17 protein-coding genes, 2 tRNA genes and 1 pseudogene are annotated in these 18,875 nt (G+C 37.7%); 3 read left to right on the top strand and 17 right to left on the bottom strand.

The features are described 5' to 3' along the window. Position 1: 1 nt before the first annotated feature. Positions 2 to 1,387 (bottom strand): tRNA lysidine(34) synthetase TilS, encoded by a 1,386-nt coding sequence (tilS, locus tag OR571_RS00650; RefSeq protein ID WP_282240961.1) that lies wholly within the window; start codon positions 1,385 to 1,387, stop codon positions 2 to 4. Positions 1,388 to 1,432: 45 nt separating this feature from the next. Continuing rightward, positions 1,433 to 3,799, bottom strand: a complete 2,367-nt coding sequence (locus tag OR571_RS00645; RefSeq protein WP_282240975.1) for a SpoIIE family protein phosphatase — start codon at positions 3,797 to 3,799, stop codon at positions 1,433 to 1,435. Between the two features lie 394 nt (positions 3,800 to 4,193). Here OR571_RS00645 and OR571_RS00640 point away from each other — a divergent pair. From OR571_RS00640 to OR571_RS00630, 3 genes are all read left to right on the top strand, one after another. Then, positions 4,194 to 4,267 (top strand) — tRNA-Met (locus OR571_RS00640). A 91-nt stretch (positions 4,268 to 4,358) separates the two neighbouring features. Next, positions 4,359 to 4,430: transfer RNA gene (locus OR571_RS00635), tRNA-Glu, on the top strand. A gap of 74 nt (positions 4,431 to 4,504) precedes the next feature. After that, on the top strand, positions 4,505 to 5,218 hold the full coding sequence (locus OR571_RS00630) for a nucleotidyltransferase domain-containing protein (RefSeq protein WP_282240960.1): 714 nt from the start codon (positions 4,505 to 4,507) through the stop codon (positions 5,216 to 5,218). Between the two features lie 57 nt (positions 5,219 to 5,275). On the opposite strand, the gene OR571_RS00625 is transcribed toward OR571_RS00630, so the two are convergent. The 15 genes and pseudogenes from OR571_RS00625 to OR571_RS00565 all read right to left on the bottom strand — a co-directional run bounded on the left by OR571_RS00625 (position 5,276) and on the right by OR571_RS00565 (position 18,867). Next, positions 5,276 to 5,725: a DinB family protein gene (locus OR571_RS00625; RefSeq protein ID WP_282240959.1), complete on the bottom strand. Its 450-nt coding sequence runs from the start codon at positions 5,723 to 5,725 to the stop codon at positions 5,276 to 5,278. 121 nt (positions 5,726 to 5,846) lie between these two features. Then, positions 5,847 to 6,278 carry a S1 domain-containing RNA-binding protein gene (locus tag OR571_RS00620; protein WP_282240958.1) on the bottom strand — a complete coding sequence of 144 codons (432 nt, stop codon included), beginning with the start codon at positions 6,276 to 6,278 and terminating at the stop codon, positions 5,847 to 5,849. A 140-nt stretch (positions 6,279 to 6,418) separates the two neighbouring features. Continuing rightward, positions 6,419 to 6,814 (bottom strand): FtsB family cell division protein, encoded by a 396-nt coding sequence (locus tag OR571_RS00615; protein WP_282240957.1) that lies wholly within the window; start codon positions 6,812 to 6,814, stop codon positions 6,419 to 6,421. A gap of 24 nt (positions 6,815 to 6,838) precedes the next feature. Further along, positions 6,839 to 7,336, bottom strand: coding sequence for a spore cortex biosynthesis protein YabQ (gene yabQ, locus OR571_RS00610; protein ID WP_282240956.1), 498 nt, complete (start codon positions 7,334 to 7,336; stop codon positions 6,839 to 6,841). Further along, a complete protein-coding gene (yabP, locus tag OR571_RS00605) occupies positions 7,333 to 7,635 on the bottom strand; it encodes a sporulation protein YabP (protein ID WP_142540926.1) in 303 nt (100 codons plus the stop codon). Before yabP ends, yabQ begins: the two co-directional genes overlap by 4 nt. A gap of 78 nt (positions 7,636 to 7,713) precedes the next feature. Continuing rightward, positions 7,714 to 8,004, bottom strand: a complete 291-nt coding sequence (locus OR571_RS00600; RefSeq protein ID WP_142540925.1) for an RNA-binding S4 domain-containing protein — start codon at positions 8,002 to 8,004, stop codon at positions 7,714 to 7,716. A 7-nt stretch (positions 8,005 to 8,011) separates the two neighbouring features. Continuing rightward, positions 8,012 to 9,469, bottom strand: a complete 1,458-nt coding sequence (yabN, locus tag OR571_RS00595) for a bifunctional methyltransferase/pyrophosphohydrolase YabN (RefSeq protein ID WP_282240955.1) — start codon at positions 9,467 to 9,469, stop codon at positions 8,012 to 8,014. A 15-nt stretch (positions 9,470 to 9,484) separates the two neighbouring features. After that, positions 9,485 to 11,092, bottom strand: coding sequence for a putative polysaccharide biosynthesis protein (locus OR571_RS00590; protein WP_282240954.1), 1,608 nt, complete (start codon positions 11,090 to 11,092; stop codon positions 9,485 to 9,487). 875 nt (positions 11,093 to 11,967) lie between these two features. Further along, the gene (gene spoVT, locus OR571_RS00585; protein WP_142540949.1) at positions 11,968 to 12,504 is read right to left on the bottom strand and encodes a stage V sporulation protein T; all 537 of its coding nucleotides are present in this window, start codon (positions 12,502 to 12,504) and stop codon (positions 11,968 to 11,970) included. Between the two features lie 95 nt (positions 12,505 to 12,599). Next, positions 12,600 to 16,125: pseudogene (gene mfd, locus OR571_RS00580) on the bottom strand (transcription-repair coupling factor). A gap of 91 nt (positions 16,126 to 16,216) precedes the next feature. Next, positions 16,217 to 16,327, bottom strand: a complete 111-nt coding sequence (locus OR571_RS22895) for an anti-sigma-F factor Fin (RefSeq protein WP_481900351.1) — start codon at positions 16,325 to 16,327, stop codon at positions 16,217 to 16,219. 53 nt (positions 16,328 to 16,380) lie between these two features. Next, complete coding sequence (locus OR571_RS22890) at positions 16,381 to 16,446, bottom strand: anti-sigma-F factor Fin (protein ID WP_481900350.1); 66 nt, start codon at positions 16,444 to 16,446, stop codon at positions 16,381 to 16,383. Positions 16,447 to 16,492: 46 nt separating this feature from the next. Then, the gene (gene pth, locus OR571_RS00575; RefSeq protein WP_282240953.1) at positions 16,493 to 17,056 is read right to left on the bottom strand and encodes an aminoacyl-tRNA hydrolase; all 564 of its coding nucleotides are present in this window, start codon (positions 17,054 to 17,056) and stop codon (positions 16,493 to 16,495) included. Positions 17,057 to 17,228: 172 nt separating this feature from the next. Further along, on the bottom strand, positions 17,229 to 17,828 hold the full coding sequence (locus OR571_RS00570; RefSeq protein WP_282240952.1) for a 50S ribosomal protein L25/general stress protein Ctc: 600 nt from the start codon (positions 17,826 to 17,828) through the stop codon (positions 17,229 to 17,231). A 79-nt stretch (positions 17,829 to 17,907) separates the two neighbouring features. Further along, positions 17,908 to 18,867, bottom strand: a complete 960-nt coding sequence (locus OR571_RS00565) for a ribose-phosphate diphosphokinase (RefSeq protein ID WP_282240951.1) — start codon at positions 18,865 to 18,867, stop codon at positions 17,908 to 17,910. Positions 18,868 to 18,875 lie beyond the last annotated feature (8 nt).

Here is an 18,875-nt window from a genome sequence, read left to right as displayed (position 1 = left end):
ATTAGTCTCGCTTTATGTATAATACATAGTTTTGCGAGTAGTATTTCTTTGAGAATCTTTCTCCATAACGAAGTCCAATTACTGCTATAATTTCATTTTTCGATGTTACAAGTAGTGGCCACTCCATTCTTTCCTGTGCTGAGACTTTTTCATCTATAAATACCCGAGATACTTTTTTGAGAGAATTCATCCCTTTTACCAGGATACGATCCCCTTCTTCTCTTTGACGTATCATCAATGGAAGGCAATCATTTTCTAGTTGAACAAACCATTTTTCACCGGAAGTAGCATCGGTCAAGTTTCTCGTTAAATAGATGGAATAGCCAGCACCAATATTAATCCAACTGTCCTCTTCTACTACATTCCTAGCAATAATAGGTTGTTGTTTACCAGAGGAAAACTGAACTTTATTGTAATGACGTACGAGGAAATAATCTTGAGGCAAATGAATGGTAATATTGCCATCATGCTTATTACAAGCAGCCAAAATGGAATCGATTAAGTGATCATTAAGAAGTATTTCGGAGTTTTTGTATAGATACTTTAATAGTAGTAGAATCACTCTTCTTTGTAAAGCGATGGGCACTTCTATAAAGCACTTTGTATCTAGAAAAAAAACGCCCTCCTGATCAATTGTCACAAGCTGTTCATACTTTCTTTTCGCCATGCTTTGAAGAAAGTCTTCATCCTGCTTTTGTTTCTCCACAAATGTGCGAATACTGTCGCTCAGATTGGGGTTTTCTTCTTTTAGAAGCGGGACAATTGTATGACGAATACGATTCCTAGTATATGTATGTTTATCATTGCTTGGATCATGTCTAAATGATAGCTGATGAAGATGAATATACTCGAAGATCTCATTTTTCGTTATACACAGAAATGGACGGATGATGTGGCCTTCCGAAAAAGGTCTGGACCTCGGTATTCCTGTAATAGTAGACGAATTAGAGCCTCTCGTCAGTGACATAATGACAGATTCTATTTGGTCATCTGCATGATGACCAAGCACTAGCTTTGTATAATGAAAGTTTTTCATTGTTTTTTCGAAAAAAGAATATCGCTCTTCTCGACAAATTGCTTGTACATTTCCACCTTCTGCAGCAACTCGTTTTGGTACTTCCAGAGTTGCTGCGTAAAATGGAATATTTAAATTAGCTGCGAATCGTTCGACAAATCTACTATCTTCAGCTGATTCCTCTCCTCTTAACTGATGATCAGCATGCGCAATTCCTATTTCGACACGATACGTTTCTTTTAAAGTATTTAAAACATGCACTAATACTAAAGAATCTGCTCCACCAGAGCAAGCAATGAGGAGACGGTCCCCTTCTTTTATAAGCTGATGCTTGTCTATATATTCTTTTATCTTCCGGATGAACGGCTGCATCTCTTCACCTTATTTCGTATTTGCTTGGCGCTTCCGCTTTTCTTATTAGTGTACCATGTTTTCTTGGTATTTTGCTGCTTGGCGCGGTGAAAAAATGGACCATTCCGGAACTGCGTGTTTCACTTGCATGAAGATGACGGTTCGATCGTCTCCTGGTAAAGAGTACGTTTCTTCTAGCGTCTTGACAAAACGTTCTGCATTCATCGTTGGATCTTGTAGTATTTTTTTGTAATACATTTCTTGTTTTTCGATGGATGTATTGGCAGAAAAGACTCCATCTGAAAGCATCACTAATACATCTCCATCCTTTACATCTACTTTTCTTGCCTCAATCGAAAAAGTTGGTAAAAATCCAAATGGCACATGCTGACTTTCAATTTTCCGCATTTCATTGCCTCTGATTAAATACGTTGACATACTTCCCGCCTTCCATGACCATAGTTCTCCGTTTTGTAAGTCAATTAACGCTAAATCTACGGTCGCATAACTATCCGTATCATCCTGTAAGCTCATCATGTAATGCAGCGTATGCATAGTCGTTTCCGGATCCATTTTTTTATTCAAACATTCGCGCATAAATTGCATCACTCTTCTGCTTTCTCGGTGAGCCTCTACATTATTCCCCATACCATCCGATAAAATAACCGCAAGTAAACCGGGATGAAGTTGGAAAACAGCATGTGCATCCCCTGAATAAATCGTATTTCTACTAGAAGATGTATAAATATCATGCGTTATTTCAAAGCGTACGGAGGATTTACAAGTCATTTGCACATGCTCGTACGGATGGTGCATTTCTTTCATCGATGTAATTTCGAAAGGCTCTTTCCACAAGTCATATAATATTGGTAATACCAATCTTTCCCCAGTCATTTTCGCTTTTGACTCAATCGGCAAGCAACATACTACTTCCATTTGCCCAATTTCAATATTGAGCACATCAATTTGAAAGTACGGAATATTACATTGCTGAAACTTTTGTTTAATCTCCTCCTCATGTGAAGTATATAATGTTACATCATTTTCTAGATTACTCATAAGCTCTCCCATATGATTACCCATATCACGAAGTTTTAGTGCGAACATCTTTTTACCATGCTGCATTTCATATGATAATTGTTTTTTCGCCTCCTTCTCTTTTAACTCTTTCATAATTTGGGCAGGCTTTATACATTTGTACTGCATTTTCTTTTCTATGTGGAACCTCGTCTTATTCGGTTGCTCCTCCCATTGTTTCATCAATGCCGGAATTCCGTTTGACTTTTCCCCCCAACAAGTTTCGTAACGAAAACAAGCCTGACAAATTGGTAGCGGGGCGGGTTGTCCTTTCTGAGCGGCTGCTTTTGGTTCGAACCGATCTGATATAAATCGTGTGATGAAGTCAACAAAATGCTGAAACTCCTGAAGTTGATGGTTTACTTTTTCCGTCATCCACTTTTGCCTTCTTAAAAGAACATTTGAAGTATCCGGAAATAATTGATCCTTTAAAGTTTTGATCCAACTAGACGGAATGACAAAAAACAGTAAAGAAGCAGTAACGAGAGAACCAATATAAACAGCATCTAAAGGTAAAGTTCGATCGTAGAGTATAAAGAAAAATGTTGCTCCAAGCATACCAAACGCTTGCCACAACCTACCAAAAGGCTTGTGAAGTCCTGCGAAAAATCCAGTTAATGCATATACAGCTATCATTCCACTAAAACTGAGCTTGGAAATACTTAACACAGTCCCTGCGAGTACTGCAACTACTGTAGCAAGTTGAACACCACCTACTGCCGCTGATATCGCGATAACCAAGTGAGTAAATATTAATGGGATAGAAACATATCCGAAAATATACGAAGACATCCCTGTTAATACTAGTGCCCCTATTAGTAATGCCGCCCCCATTCTTTCGGCCGTCCATCTTTTATGAATGAAGTCTGGCATAGGAAGGAAAAGTTGAAACAAAAATATCGTCATGAATAAAGCCAGTACTCCTTCGTAAGCAATTGCTAACCAAATGGTACCTGGAACATTTCCACTGTACGAAACATATTGCCATATAGACTGGATAATAACCACGTCCAACAAAACAAAGATTGGCACAGGAATTTTCTTTAAAATTCTTTTCGAATAAAGAGGGAATAGAAGCGCTTGCAACGCATGGATCACTACTTGTCCAAGTCCTAATGTCACACTGCCCAGTAAAGCTCCCGCAATTGTCCACGGAAGAAAACGTGGAAAACGTAAACTAACAAGTGCCCAAATCGGAAGAAAAAAAGGTACAGAAGCTTCGAATAGTACAACTTGTGCTAAGAAAAATGAAAGAATAAAAAAGACAACCGTAAGTGAAATAGCTACTTTTCGTGCTTGAAGACCCTCTATTACCCTTCTAAAAGACAAACTCCTTTTTTGCTCTTGCTCATACATTGTTTTCAAATCTTATACCTCCCCGTATTCAACTATTGATGGAAGTATACCTACTGTATGCACAAAAAGTATGTCTCTTTCTGACGTCTCCCTATAAAAAGTTTTCGACGATTTCGGTCATGAAGTGAAACGGGGAAAAAGGATTGCGGGATGCATATAAGGAATATTCTTAACCAATAAAGGACTGACCAAAATGTACTGTTCATGCGTTTATACGGATAAATAAGTAGTATTTATTAAAGACCTTTAGCTCTAATATAAGGGCTACATTTGTTAAATTATAACTAAGTATAATTTGTCGGAATAAACTTTCTTTTTATCTTTTTATAATTTTTCAAAAGAAGTATTGACACTTTAACAAAAGGATTGTAATATGTTAATTGTTCGTTAAAACGGCGGTGTAGCTCAGTTGGCTAGAGCACTCGGTTCATACCCGAAAGGTCGTGGGTTCGACTCCCTCTGCCGCCATACATTTTTAATTGATTATTCATTTATAGGCACTCAGATAATGTCGGATAACTTAAATTATTATCATATTAAAAATGGCATATTTTAATATGGCCCCTTGGTCAAGCGGTTAAGACACCGCCCTTTCACGGCGGTAACACGGGTTCGAATCCCGTAGGGGTCATCATTTAAAAAAGCAATTTCTAAAGCTTAACTTTAGAAATTGCTTTTTTCATATACATAAAAGGAGATTGCGATATGAATCCAAATAGACTTGAGCCTATTGAAGCTGCAAAGCAATTTATTTCTATCTATTTCCCGTATTGCCAGGGCGCTATTTTAGCAGGAAGTGTCGTTCGAGGAAAGGCGACAGAAACTTCTGATTTGGACATTGTCGTATTTAGCGAAGATACTCACTCATCCTACAGAGAGTCCCTTATCTTCAGTGGTTGGCCCATAGAGGTATTTGTTCATAACTTAGTCTCTTACAAAGATTATTTTGAAAGCGATCGTAAAAGGGCAAGACCTTCTTTACCAAGAATGATTGCTGAAGGTGTTAGCTTAAAAAACGAGGGAATTTTGGAAGCTATTCAAGAGGAAGCAAAGCAAATATTAGCCACCGGTCCGGAATTATGGTCGGTCGAAACGATAAAAATAAAGCGTTATTTTATAACAGATGCACTGGATGACTTTATTGGAAGTAATAATAGAGCCGAGGAATTATTTATCGCTAATATCTTGGCTGAACTGACTTGTGAATTTATATTACGTACGAATCGTAGGTGGATTGGTGCATCAAAGTGGATTGTCCGATCACTAAAAGAATATGATGAGGCATTCACAGACCAATTTGTCGAAGCTTTTGATCTTTATTATAAAACCGGTCAGAAAAGCGAAGTAATTGAAATAGTAGATAAAGCGTTATATCCTTATGGTGGTCGCTTATTTGAAGGATTTTCTTTAGGAAAGTGAGACTATTGGCCGGATTTACTAAAAGAGACATCCTTGTAATTTGGATGTCTCTTTTTTCTATCTAGTGGAAATTTGTGCTCGATGATGATTGTCATGCTCCATAAAACTAGTGAAGTATCTACGAATAGTTTCTTTATGTTCCCCAATATAAAAAACCTTGTCCCATTCTACTTCAGCAATTGCTTGCAATTGCTCCATAATGCTTTGACGTTGTTGTTTTGCGTAAGAGAGGGTTTCTTTAAATGTTTGTTCATGAGCAAGGGCTGCGGCTTTTGCATTAAAGACTTCGAAGTCTGGAAACGCTTCAAGCTTTTCACCTTCTCTCATACTAGGTATACGTTGCACTAAAGTAAATCGATCCCACTCTGCTAAATGCATAATTATCTCGTTTGGTGACCACTTTCCTGCCGCGTACGGCGTATTGGCTTGTTCTTCATTTAACTTTGATAACGAGTCTATCCAATTCAAGTATTCTATGTGTGCTTGTCGTATTTCCTCTTTTGTCATGACTTCCCCCTCCTATTGCATACATTTATAACTAATATTGTTTATACAAAAAAGGCGTCAGCAATGCTGAACACCTTTTCATCTATTAAACATTTTTTCTACCGATAAAACAGACAGCATGTTATCCTCTTTTTGCGCCTCTACCGCCGCGCTTAGATTCTGTTGCACGCTTTAACGTAGACAAACGATCTTCACTATCCTTTAGGAATCGTGCCATTTTCTGCTCAAAATTCTCTTTATTCGGACGATCACGATCATTTGGGCGATTGTTGTTACGTGGACGCTGAGAACGTTCTGGTCTCTCTGGTCTTTCCGCTTGAGGCTTCGCTTTACGGATAGATAATCCGATTTTGCCGTCCGCTTCAACATTCATCACCTTAACTTCAACAACGTCTCCAACCTTCAAATGCTCATTAATATCTTTCACATAATTATCCGCAACTTCACTAATGTGAACTAGACCTGTTGAGCCTCCTGGCAGCTCGACGAATGCTCCGAAGTTAGTGATTCCTGTTACTTTACCTTGTACCTTGCTGCCTACTTCAATTGACATAAAAAAAATGCTCCTCCTTAAATTTTAAACGACTCTTTAGCGAGCTAGTATGATTTTTTTCATACCGTTCCCTACCTTTATTATAGCTAACAAAAAAAGAGTGTCAATAAGACTACTCTTTTATAACTTGTTTTTTTAATTTATTTCTCTTTAGGATCTGGAAGTGTAAAGATAATTTCCCCTTCTTCTGAAAGGAAATATTCTTTTCTTAATAATTTTCCAATGTACTCATCGTCATTTAATTTTGAAATTTGAAGCTTCAGCATTTCCTGTTCTTCCTGGACTTTTGCTAATTCTTCCGAGACTTTTTCTTTTTGTAATTGTTTTTCTTCTAATGCCTGATTACTGTTTATTAAGGTAGTTATTAAAAATCCTACAAGCGCTAAAGACATAATTCCAAATACAGCTAAACGCCTAAACAAACGAACCTTTTTTGCTTTTTTACGATTTTCTTGACGTTCGATAGAGCGAACATAATCTGTATTAATTGCTGCAACTTGTTTCAAAGCGGATACGTTTCTTTGCTTTTCTCCCATTTCGCCCTCTCCCGTCAAAGTACCTTAATTTTTCGTGTACTTTTTATTATAACGGAATTTCGGTTTTTTCTTAAGAGCCAAATGCCGCATTTTTTTATAAATAAAGCGGAACGGTCGAACTATAGTTAAAAGAATAAGTGCTATCAATCTAAGAATTTTACGAATAATTGTTACAATTATGCGAATGATAAACCAAATCGGTTGGATAATCATCCGTAAGAAAACTCTTCCCATAAAACGAAAAATAGGCTGAAACAATTGCTCATACAATAGAATGCCTACTATTTGTGCTAATGGATCATAAATTCTCCATATACCATCTCGTACTTGAAAAAGAATATAAAAAGTTCCTAATCCAAGTAAAATCCAAATGATTATTTCTAGAGCAGTGCTATATTTGAAAACAAAGGTACGCTTTGGAAAACTATTCATCACAAAGCGTGTCCCTTCAATTATCGCACCTATGACTACTCCACTCAACACCATTAATAATAAACTAAAAAATTGTAAAGAGAGTGTCATCCGAATAGTTTATGAAGTAACCCTCGAGCACCGTCTAAATTCTGCTCCTCATCATACTGGATGGCCTTTACAATTCCATCTAGGGTTAGCAGGCCTTTGTCTACATCTAAATGGACAATCTTCAGTTCTTCTCCCTTGATAAGAAGCAATCCTTGTGATGTTCTTACATAGAACTCTTGTTGGTCAAATCGTTCAATTGCTTTTACAGAAGTTAAATCCATTCTTTTTCGGTTTCTTAACGATATTAAGTGGTCCCCCGATGGAATAGTAATTGTTTGGTTTTCTGCTTGAAATTGCATATGCTCTCTCCTCTCCTTGTCCTAATTCATTGTATGCACGTAAAAAAAAAGCATGACAAATGTGTCATGCTTTTTTTCTTAATCTTCGTCATCTATAAATGCTGGGTCGATTTTTTCCAGTCGTTCTTCTTTTATTATGGTAAACATAGAAGCAGCATCTTCTTTTTTCGCCGAATCTTTAATCGCATCAACAGAAGCGGTTACTACTTTTTGCCCGAAACGAATAGATAACTCATCCCCTGCTTTTACATCGGAGCTTGCTTTTGCTACTTTTCCGTTAATCGTAATTCTTCCTTGGTCTGCAACTTCTTTTGCAAGTGTTCTTCTTTTAATCAATCTAGAAACTTTTAAAAATTTATCTAATCTCATATTCACACTACCTCTCTAGTTTCTTTGCTTCATTCCAAAAATTATCGAGCTCTTCTAAATTATATTCTGAAAATTTTCCTTTTCCCTTTTTAACACTCGACTCGATAAATTGGAATCTTCTTTTAAATTTTTCATTCGCTTGTATCATTGCTTGCTCAGGAGATATTCCATAAAACCGTGCTAGATTAACAATTGTAAATAACACATCTCCTAGCTCATCCACTTGTGTATCTTTTGTCCCCGACTGTAATTCTTCTTTCCACTCTGCTAACTCTTCTGAGAATTTGTCCCAAGCACCAGAGACATCTGGCCAATCAAAACCAGCCTTGGCAACTTTCTTTTGATAATTGAAAGATGTTAGAAGGGAAGAATCTGAACGCATTTCTCCGTCCAGTAATGACTCCTCATCGCTGTTTTTCTCTTCCGCTTTTATTTGCTGCCAATTGCGCATGACGTCCTCTGTGCTGTTTGCGGTGACTTCTCCAAATACATGTGGATGTCTACGAATCATTTTATCGGAAATGGAGTTCAGTACATCCTCCATGTTGAAGTATCCACTATCCTCTCCAATTTGTGCGTGTAAAAACACTTGTAAGAGGACGTCCCCAAGTTCTTCGACAATATGATCATCATCTTCCTCATCGATCGCCTGTAAGAGCTCGTAAACTTCTTCTACTGCATATTTCTTTAGTGTTGCATGCGTTTGTTCTTTATCCCAAGGACATCCGTTAGGCCCTCTTAAATCGGCGACGATTTGGCGTAATGTTTGCCATTCCTTTAATCGTTTTTCCTGCTCTTGTATAGGGGGAATATACAATGTCGTTAAGTTATCAAGCTCCATTACATGGTCTAGCTCGTATAAAGGTACTTTCGTTAGTTTTTCTTGCGTAGAGCCTGCAGCTGTTACAATCGTCACTTCATAATCGTCCGGATACTTTTCCATAAGTGTTAGCTTTACTTCAGATGCACTAAACGCATCATACACCTGTCCGATTAGTACATGCGATCCCATTTGGACATCATCTCGTTTAAAACTAGTTCCATCTAACAGTTGAAACCCTTCAATTGGATCAATGCGTAAAGCTGCAAAAATTGGATCCAAAAAGCTTTGTCCACCTTCAATTCGGATATTTGCATTTCCCTTTCGCTCCGATTCGATTAATAACTGAACAGTTTGTTCTGCTACAAGCGGATGCCCAGGCACTGCGTATGTAACAGAAGTTTCGTTTGCTAACTTTAGCAGTGTTTGTACTATCTCTTCGTAGACCGTTTCAAATTGATCATTTTCCTCGTATATCGTGTCAAAGCTTGTCCAGCTAAGACCTTCCGATTTTAGCTCCTGCAATACTGGGTGCTGCTCTGTACGTACATATAAATGCTCTGCTGCTTTTAGCTTTTTATATATACCTAAAGGAAGCTGATCTAAATCACTTGCTCCAAGTCCAATAATCGTTATTTCATTCATCTGTTCACACCCTTACTAATCTTTATTTAGCCATAACTGGAAAGAGGCCATTCTTCTACCAAATGGCAATAAAAACCACTCTTTCTCCGCTATAACACGTCTTTTTGCTAAAATTATTAAAAAGATCGCTGCTCCGAGCATGACTGCACTTAATGATATTGCAAGTGCCTCTATACGACTAGGCAACCAATCAAAAAAGTAAGCATCTGCTACTAAACTATAAGCTATAACACCTGCAACCATAGCTACAGAGGAAAATGCAATTCCTTTGTAAAATGCTAATGAAGCAAAACGTATCTTCCAACTTCTTTTAAAATAATAAAACATACATATAAATACAAGCACTAAACTAATATTTCCCGCTATAGCTGCCCCTAATATGCCGTACGCTGGTACAAGCATACCATTTACCAGCCACTTACTACATACACCAAGCATTAAAAACACTGTCGGAAGCTTTACTTTTCCGCTTCCTTGTAGCATTGCCATCAAGGTGAGAATTAAAGACATCCATACAATTTGAAAAGAGAACACCATTAAAGTGATTGACTCATCTCTCGTTTGAAACAGCATCTCATTCACAAACGGAAGTACTACAATCAGACCTAAAGCTGCAGCAATACTGAAAGTAAAGGCTACTCGAAACGTAAGCTGCATAAAAGGGATTGCGGTTCGTCCTTTTTCTTTATTCATCCGATGTGCGACGAGTGGAACGATCGCCAATGATAAAGTGGATGCAATAACAATCCCTAGTTGTACAAGTGGTTGACCACGATCGTAGACTCCTTTTGTCTCCATTGCCTCTTGCTTCTCCAAGCCATTTTCTAAAAGAATTTGAAAAACGGTAAATGAATCTACTAATTGTAGTAGCAAAAATAATAACGCACTTATACTTGCACTAATACTAATCATCGTTAAATCTTTTAGAATTGGCCAAAGTAGCACAGCTTTTTGTTTATGACTCTTCTTCTCACGTCCAATTACCTTCCAATAAATAAATGCCAAAAATAATACACCAGCAAGTTCCCCTGCTACCGCGCCGTACATTGCCATACTGCCAGCTTTATATAGATCAAAGCTTTTGGATATAACGATCCATGTACCAAGTAATATAACGGAAACTCGAATTGCCTGCTCCACTATTTGAGCATACGCTACTGGTTGCATATGGCCTTTAGATTGAAATTCTCCTTTTAACACTGCAAGCATCGGCATCAGTAAAATGACATATGAACCAGCTTTTAATAAGTAAGCTAGATTTCCATCACCCATCGCCTCTGCGAAAAAATTTGCACCAACATACAACACGATAAAAGACAAAAAGGAAAGTATCCCAATGTAGATAAATGCTATTTTCCGGACTTGCGGTATGGCGTATTCTTTCCCGCTTGCTTTATAATCTGATAATACTTTTGATAGTGCAACTGCAAAACCATAGGAAGTCCAAGTTGTAATAATCCCAATAAACGGATATACCTGTTGGTAAATATAAAAACCTTCATCTCCTACTAGGTTCTGAAAAGGGACTCGGTACACTGCACTTAGTAGTTTTACAATAATTGCCGCAACGGTTAGCATTGCAGCCCCTTTCATATAAGTCTTCATATTCCAATCATTACTCATAGTTGAATCCTTCTTCCATCCAGCAATGCATTTATTATACACAAGATAAGTTGGCGCAGGACAATAAAAACATAAATGAGGATTGGATGGATTGTTTTTCGAAGCCTTTAGAAAAGTGAGGAGTATAGGGAAACTGTGCGGTAGCAAGTTCTATTTAGGCGGCCACTAGGATTTTCGCTGCAGGGCGGACGCTTTCCGCGGGCACGGCTTCCATCTCCTCGGAGCTCTCGCTCCTACGGGGCTTTCAGCTCGTACTGTTCCCGCCGGAGTCGCCACCCCTTCGCTACAATCCAATAGAGTTTGTTATTTACTTCATAATAAGACACTAAATTTAGTACTATGTTGGATTTTCTATGGGTGAAAACCTTTGATTAGTTGAAAAGATATACTATCTAGCGATTGTTATCTATTGTTGAGACCCATTGCTTGAATGGCTAATGGCAACCTTCCCTATAATTTATACTGTACATCAAATGATTTTAAATAAGAGACAGCTTGACAGTGGTAAATAAATTAAAGAGCTTTTTTGCATTTAATTATGGATTAGTCAGCAAGTACTATTGATGGAAGCGCAAGGCGGCGACCGGCGGGATCAGCGGGACAGGTGAGACCCCGCAGGAGCGTGCGACGAGGAGGCTCACCGCCCGCCCCGCGGTAAGCGTCCGCCTGGAGCGGAAATCAATTACCTTTGACGTATCTCTTTACCGCGCAGTTTCACTAGAATGCGCACTAGTCGTCGACAAGAGACAGCCGATTAATCTAACTCGCTAGTTCCCATTAATAATAGTTGATAAAAAGTTATCTACATATCATAGCCTTTATCATTTCCTAAAGCACAAAAAAGCCTTCCTCTTTTGTAAAAGAGGAAGACTTTTTTAGCTTTCCATTTGTTTTGCCAGGAAATTTGCAGCGGTTTCAATTGCTTTTAGTTCCGCTTCCCCGATAAAATGCACTTTTGATATTAAAAATACTGCCCCAATTGGATCTCCAGATGCAATTATAGGCGCGATACAATAGGACTTAACTGTTTCAAAAATTCCCGGTACCCACTCTACAGAGTTTTCATGTTTTTCCATTACAACGGATCTCTTACTCACTATTTCCTCTACATCTGGGCTTAACCTACGATTTAAATAATCTTTTTTCGATAATCCTGCTGCTGCAATCATTTCATCACGGTCACTTATCAGAACTGGAGTTCCTAAAGTTTCATACAAAGTTTCCGCGTACTCTTTTGCAAAACTTCCAAGCTCGCTTATAGGCGAATACTTCTTTAAAATTACTTCTCCATCTCTATCCGTAAAAATTTCCAACGGATCTCCTTCTCGGATGCGAAGTGTTCGTCGTATTTCTTTCGGGATTACTACTCGCCCTAAATCATCAATACGACGTACGATGCCAGTTGCTTTCATGTAATTTGCCTCACTTTCGACAGATTGGAAACTAAAATTCATTTCTGCCATAGTATGCATCACATTACCAAAAAATATGCAAAGTGGTATTTAGCTTATGCTATTTCTTTTTTTGCCTCTGGAAGAACTAACATCATTTCTTCTAATACATCAAACGGATCAAATTTCCCTGTTTTCCGTTCATCTATTGTAATGACCAGATTGCTATTATCCATCGTAAATCCTACCGCACGTCCATATTTCATAGACTTCTCTACAAGTAAGGCGCCATTTATATTTTGTGTACCTTCCACGGTAAATCGAATAGATACGATTTTATTTACTTCTTTAATGGATTCGACGCCCGCTGATTTACCATAAACCTTCATACGTGCAATACGTAATAATTTCTCTGCTTCAAGTGGTAAATCACCGAAACGGTCTTGTAATTCATCTACAAGATCCAAATACTCCTCTTCCTTCTCCATTGCTTTCACACGTTTATACATTTGAATTTTTTGATACCCGTCTGGAATATACTCATCTGAAATATATGCATCCGTCGATAACACAATTTCTAAATCTGGTATTTCCTCTTTTTTAATCCCCGTTCGTTTTTCTTCTATTGCATCTTCAAGCATTTGTGTATAGAGATCGAAACCAACCGAATCTATAAACCCATGTTGCTGAGATCCAAGTAAATTACCGGCTCCCCGAATAGAAAGATCTCGCATGGCGATTTTAAAGCCAGAACCGAGCTCCGTAAACTCTTTAATCGCCTGCAATCTTTTTTCTGCTACGTCTGTCAACACTTTATCTCTTTGGTGCATTAAATAAGCATATGCAACTCGGTTGGAACGCCCTACACGCCCACGTAATTGATAAAGCTGAGACAATCCCATTTTATCTGCATCATGAATAATTAGCGTATTAACATTAGGGATATCAATACCTGTTTCAATAATAGTCGTCGTGACTAAAACGTCATATTCTCCTTCTAAAAAGCTAATAATAACCGATTCAAGCTCCGTTTCAGACATTTGTCCATGTGCAAATCCAACTCTCGCACTTGGTACAAGCATTTGGATTTCATCTACTTTTCGAGTGATATCTTCTACACGGTTATATAGGTAGAATGCCTGTCCTCCCCTTGCTAGTTCTCGTTCAATCGCTTCTCGGACAAGTGCACCGTTGTATTCCATTACATACGTTTGGACAGGAAAACGGTTTTTAGGTGGTGTTTCAATAACAGATAAATCCCTTACTCCAATCATCGACATATGTAATGTACGTGGAATTGGGGTAGCGGTTAGTGTTATAACATCTACATTTGTTTTTAATTGTTTAATCTTTTCTTTATGCTTTACGCCAAACCGTTGTTCTTCATCGACAACGAGAAGTCCTAAGTCGTGATAAATAACGTCTTTTGATAAGATTCGATGCGTTCCTACTACTACGTCTACCATTCCTTTTTTAAGTCCATTAATCGTTTCTGTTTGTTGTTTTTTGGAACGGAAACGACTAAGTAAACCTACTTCAATGGGAAACTCTTGGAACCGTTCTAGCATCGTCTCATAATGCTGTTGTGCAAGGATGGTTGTAGGACAGAGAAATGCAACTTGTTTTCCTTCCATCACCGCTTTAAATACAGCACGAATAGCTACTTCCGTTTTCCCATATCCTACATCGCCACATACTAAACGATCCATTGGACGAGCTCTTTCCATGTCCTGTTTCACTTCACGAATGGTACGAAGTTGATCTTCGGTTTCTTCATAAGGGAAGGCTGCCTCGAAAGATTGTTGCATGTCACCATCTGGTTCGAAAGCATATCCTACTTCCGCTTCTCTTTTCGCGTATAGTTTTATCAGTTCATCTGCAATATCTTGAACAGCTGCAGAAACTTTTGTCTTTGTTTTCTTCCAATCTGCCCCGCCTAGTTTATGAAGCTTTGGATCCTTTTCTCCAGAAGCAACATACTTTTGAATAAGATCTATTTGGTCGACCGGAACGAATAGTTTATCTTCGCCACGATATCGAATATGCAAATAGTCTTTATGAATGCCGTTAACTAATAGTGTTTCTATTCCGATATATTTCCCTATCCCATGATGAATATGTACGACATTGTCTCCAGGTTTAATTTCGGAATAACTTTTAATCCTTTCTGCATTCGATACTTTTTGTGTTCTTGTTTTTTTCTTATGCTTTTGTTTAAATAACTCAGCATCTGTAATAACAGCAATTCTTTGTAATGGTAGTTCAAAGCCTGCATCCAAATCACCTTCTACAACAAAAACACCAGGCTGCTGTAAATCTTCGGTAGAGGCCCCAATCTTGGAGACTATTTCATAATCTTCTAGAACAGTATGGATTTTGGAAACGCGGTCTTTACCATCCGCTAAAATAACAACGCGGAACTTCCCTTGTATAAACCGTTCCACTTCGTTTTTCAATAAGTGCATTTGCCCATGAAAGTTTTGCATTGGTTTGCAGGAGATCGTTACATTTTTCTTAATAGTTATGCCGGAGAATGTTCGTGAAAATAAAGAAAAATAGACTTTTTCATTCGAAAGCATGTGAATGATATCTTTTAAATGAAACGAAGGCTTTACATCATGAACTGTTTTTCCTTCTTCTAATAACGATAAAAACCAGTCATTCTCTTCTCTCTCTAACGTATCTGCTACTTCTTGAATTCTTCCAAGCTCGTCAAATAAAACCATACCATCTTGATTGAAGTAGTTCCCTAAGAAGCTATTGTCTTCATCTAATAATGAGACGTACTTCATAAATTCTTTCGGTTGCTCACCTTGTTTTAATAATTCAATATCATGTTGAATGTTTTGATAAAACTGATCTTTCATTTCCTGTGTTTTAACTTTTTTTTAAACTTTCTGCTAGGGATTGTTCCAATTTATGAGCAAGTAATTTCTTTTTATCCGCTGTTAATACATACTCTGTAGCTGGTAATATTCGAATATCCTTCAACTTTTCTAAAGAACGCTGATCTTCCGCGGAGAATGTTCGAATAGAATCTACTTCTGTATCAAATAACTCTAGACGGATCGGGTTTTCTAAATATAAAGGATAAATATCAATGATTCCGCCTCTTAAAGCAAACTCTCCAGGAGTAGTGACCATTGGTTGTCTTACATATCCCATATCCACTAAACTTTGTAAGAAAGATTCTAGTATTATTTCATCTCCTTCTGAAACGGAGATTATACTTTCTTTCCAGTCTTTCACTTTTGGCATATGCTTTTTTAATCCAGCAATCGGGACAATATAAATTCCATTTTTTTTCGTCAGCATATGATCTAATGCTTCCAGACGCTGTGCACGAAGCTCTGGACTTGTGATGGATATATCTGCAGCTATAAGCTCGTCTGCAGGATATAGGCGCACTAATTCCTCTCCAACAAGCTTTACTAAATCCTCTGTCAGTTTTTGAGCATGTAGTAAATTGGGAGTAACAATTAAAATAGCTTTCCGACGTTCCTTATAAAGCATTTTTGTGAAGACAGCTCTTGCACTAGAATTGAGACCAGTTATTAACTGTTGGTCATTTCCACCCTCTAATTCTCTTACTAGTTTTTGTATATGTGTATCTTCGATTAATAGATTGCTTAAAAGTTCCATTCAATCCTCCCCTATCCAACAAACAAAAGAACTTTTTTGAATGATAACAAAACAGAAAAGGCTTTGTGCACGAAATCGTGCCAAAGCATCTTTACTGTATCCATTTTTTTAATGCATAATAGTTTGGAAACGTTTGAAGAGAATTTTGACATTCTTCACATATGCATTGCACGGTATACTCTCCCTCAGCTCCACTTACTATGTATTCATGTTGTTCTTCCGGTGTTATTTCATGTTTATTTAGAAACTGTTCATCTATACTATCAATGGTATTTGACCAATTTCTGTTTCACAGTGGCGGCATTTATAACGAATCGGCATAACCATCAAACCTCCTTTTAGGAAGTATAGGTCTTTTCGTTAAAATTTATGCACCATTGTATTTATTCATCACTTCTAAAAAACTTTTTGACAGCCAATCCTCACATGCATCCGCACTTTTTTTCACTGCTGTCTCCATTTCCATTCTTTCATCATCACTAAATTTAGAAAGCACATAATCTGGAACTTTCATCCCGTTCGTAGGCCGGTCAATTCCTATTCGAATTCGGTTAAATTCTTGCGTCCCTAGGTGCTGTATAATAGACTTAATACCATTATGTCCTCCAGCACTTCCTTTTTGACGAAGTCGAAGCTTTCCTACTTGTAAATCTAGATCATCATAAATAACTACGAGATCATCGTCGTCTACTTCAAAATAATCCATCATCGGTACAATACATTCACCCGATAAGTTCATGTATGTTAATGGTTTCAAGAGCATAACTTTTTCTGTGCCTATATGAGAGATACCATACATCCCATTAAACTTTGATTGCGTGAGCGGTAACTTGAAGCGATTTGCAAGCTCGTCTATTACATGAAAACCAATATTATGTCTCGTTGCTTCGTATTGCTTCCCCGGATTTCCTAGACCAACAATAATTTTCATTCATTTCCATTCCTTTAATACGTATTTCCTTTATTTTATCATAAGAAAAGCGCAAGCGCCTATATTAGAGGGATACCGGCTAAGTTCACTATGTTGTGTCGAACAGAAGGATACTTTCTTATCTTCTTAATAAAACAAAAGAGATTGCCTTAAGACAATCCCTTTTGTTTTATTATTCTTCTGTTTTTGTCTCTTCAGTTGTTTCTTCTGTATCCGTTTCTTCAGTATCTTCTACTCTCGGTGCTGACACAGTAGCTAATGTATACTCATCATCATTTACAATAGTGTACTCTATTTTTTCGCGAACATCTGCAACTGTTAATGTGTCACCAATTGCCATTCCCGAAACATCAACATCGATGCTTTCAGGGATACTTGATGGTTTTACAGTAATCGTTATTTCTCTATTTGGTTGTTGCAGCAGTCCACCCTCAGATACACCAACTGAATTACCAACAACATTTACTAAAACGTTTACGTCTAACTCTTCTTGCATGTTAATCGCTAAAAAGTCTGCATGAATCATTTGACCCTTTAGTATATTCATCTGATAATCACTCATCACCGCGTTAACTGTTTTACCGTTAACTTCTAGCTTAATGACTCCATTACGACCAACTTCACGAAGCGTTTTAGTTAAATCTTTTTCTTCTACTGCGATTGGTTGTGATTCTACTTCAAAACCATATACGACAGCAGGAATATATCCATTATTTCTTAACTTGTTATTTTCTTTACGCCCTCTTGCTTGTGCTTTTACAGTTGTACTCATCTATTCTCATCCTCCCGATAGTTTTCTACCAATATGTATACCCACTATCAGGAGTCTTCAAACATTATTCAGATTAATCTCAATCAAATAAAGTACTTACTGACTTTTCTTCGAATACACGTACGATTGCGTCTCCTAATAATTTTGCTACTGATAATTCTTTAATTTTTGGAGACGTTTTTTCTTCGGATAATTGAATTGAATTCGTGATCACTAATTCCTTTATTACTGAGTTATCGATACGTTCAATAGCTGGACCAGATAGTACTGCGTGCGTACAGCAAGCATAAACTTCTTTTGCACCGCTTTCCATTAACGCTTGCGCCGCAATAGAAATAGTACCAGCTGTATCGATGATGTCGTCGATTAAAATAGCAGTCTTACCTTCTACATTACCGACAATATTCATTACTTCTGCAACATTTGGACGTGGACGACGTTTATCGATGATAGCGATCGGTGCTTTTAAGCGATCCGCCATTTTACGAGCACGTGTTACACCACCATGGTCTGGAGATACAATAACTAATTCCGCAGGATCAATATCTTTTTCTAAGAAATAATCAGATAAAATCGGCGCTGCCACTAAATGGTCAATCGGAATATTAAAGAATCCTTGAATTTGTGGAGCATGTAAATCCAATACGATTGCACGAGTTGCCCCTGCTGTTGTTAAAAGGTCTGCTACAAGCTTAGCTGTAATCGGTTCACGAGCACGTGCCTTTCTATCTTGACGAGCATATCCGTAGTAAGGTAATACCACACTTATTGTACGTGCAGAAGCACGTTTTAAAGCGTCTAGCATTATTAGTAATTCCATAATATGTTCGTTTACAGGAGCAGACGTTGATTGGACGATAAACACGTCACAACCGCGGATACTTTCTTCAATATTGATTTGAACTTCGCCGTCACTGAATCTAGTAACTGTGCTTTTCCCTAGTGGAACTCCTACTGCGTTTGCGATTTCTTCAGCTAATTCTTTATTAGAATTTAAGGTAAATATTTTTAACTTCGAATTTGCATATTGTTCTGACATGATAATCC

The sequence above is a fragment of the Psychrobacillus sp. NEAU-3TGS genome (genome assembly GCF_029955155.1).
GTDB lineage: Bacteria > Bacillota > Bacilli > Bacillales_A > Planococcaceae > Psychrobacillus.
This window is presented reverse-complemented; position numbering and strand designations above follow the sequence as displayed.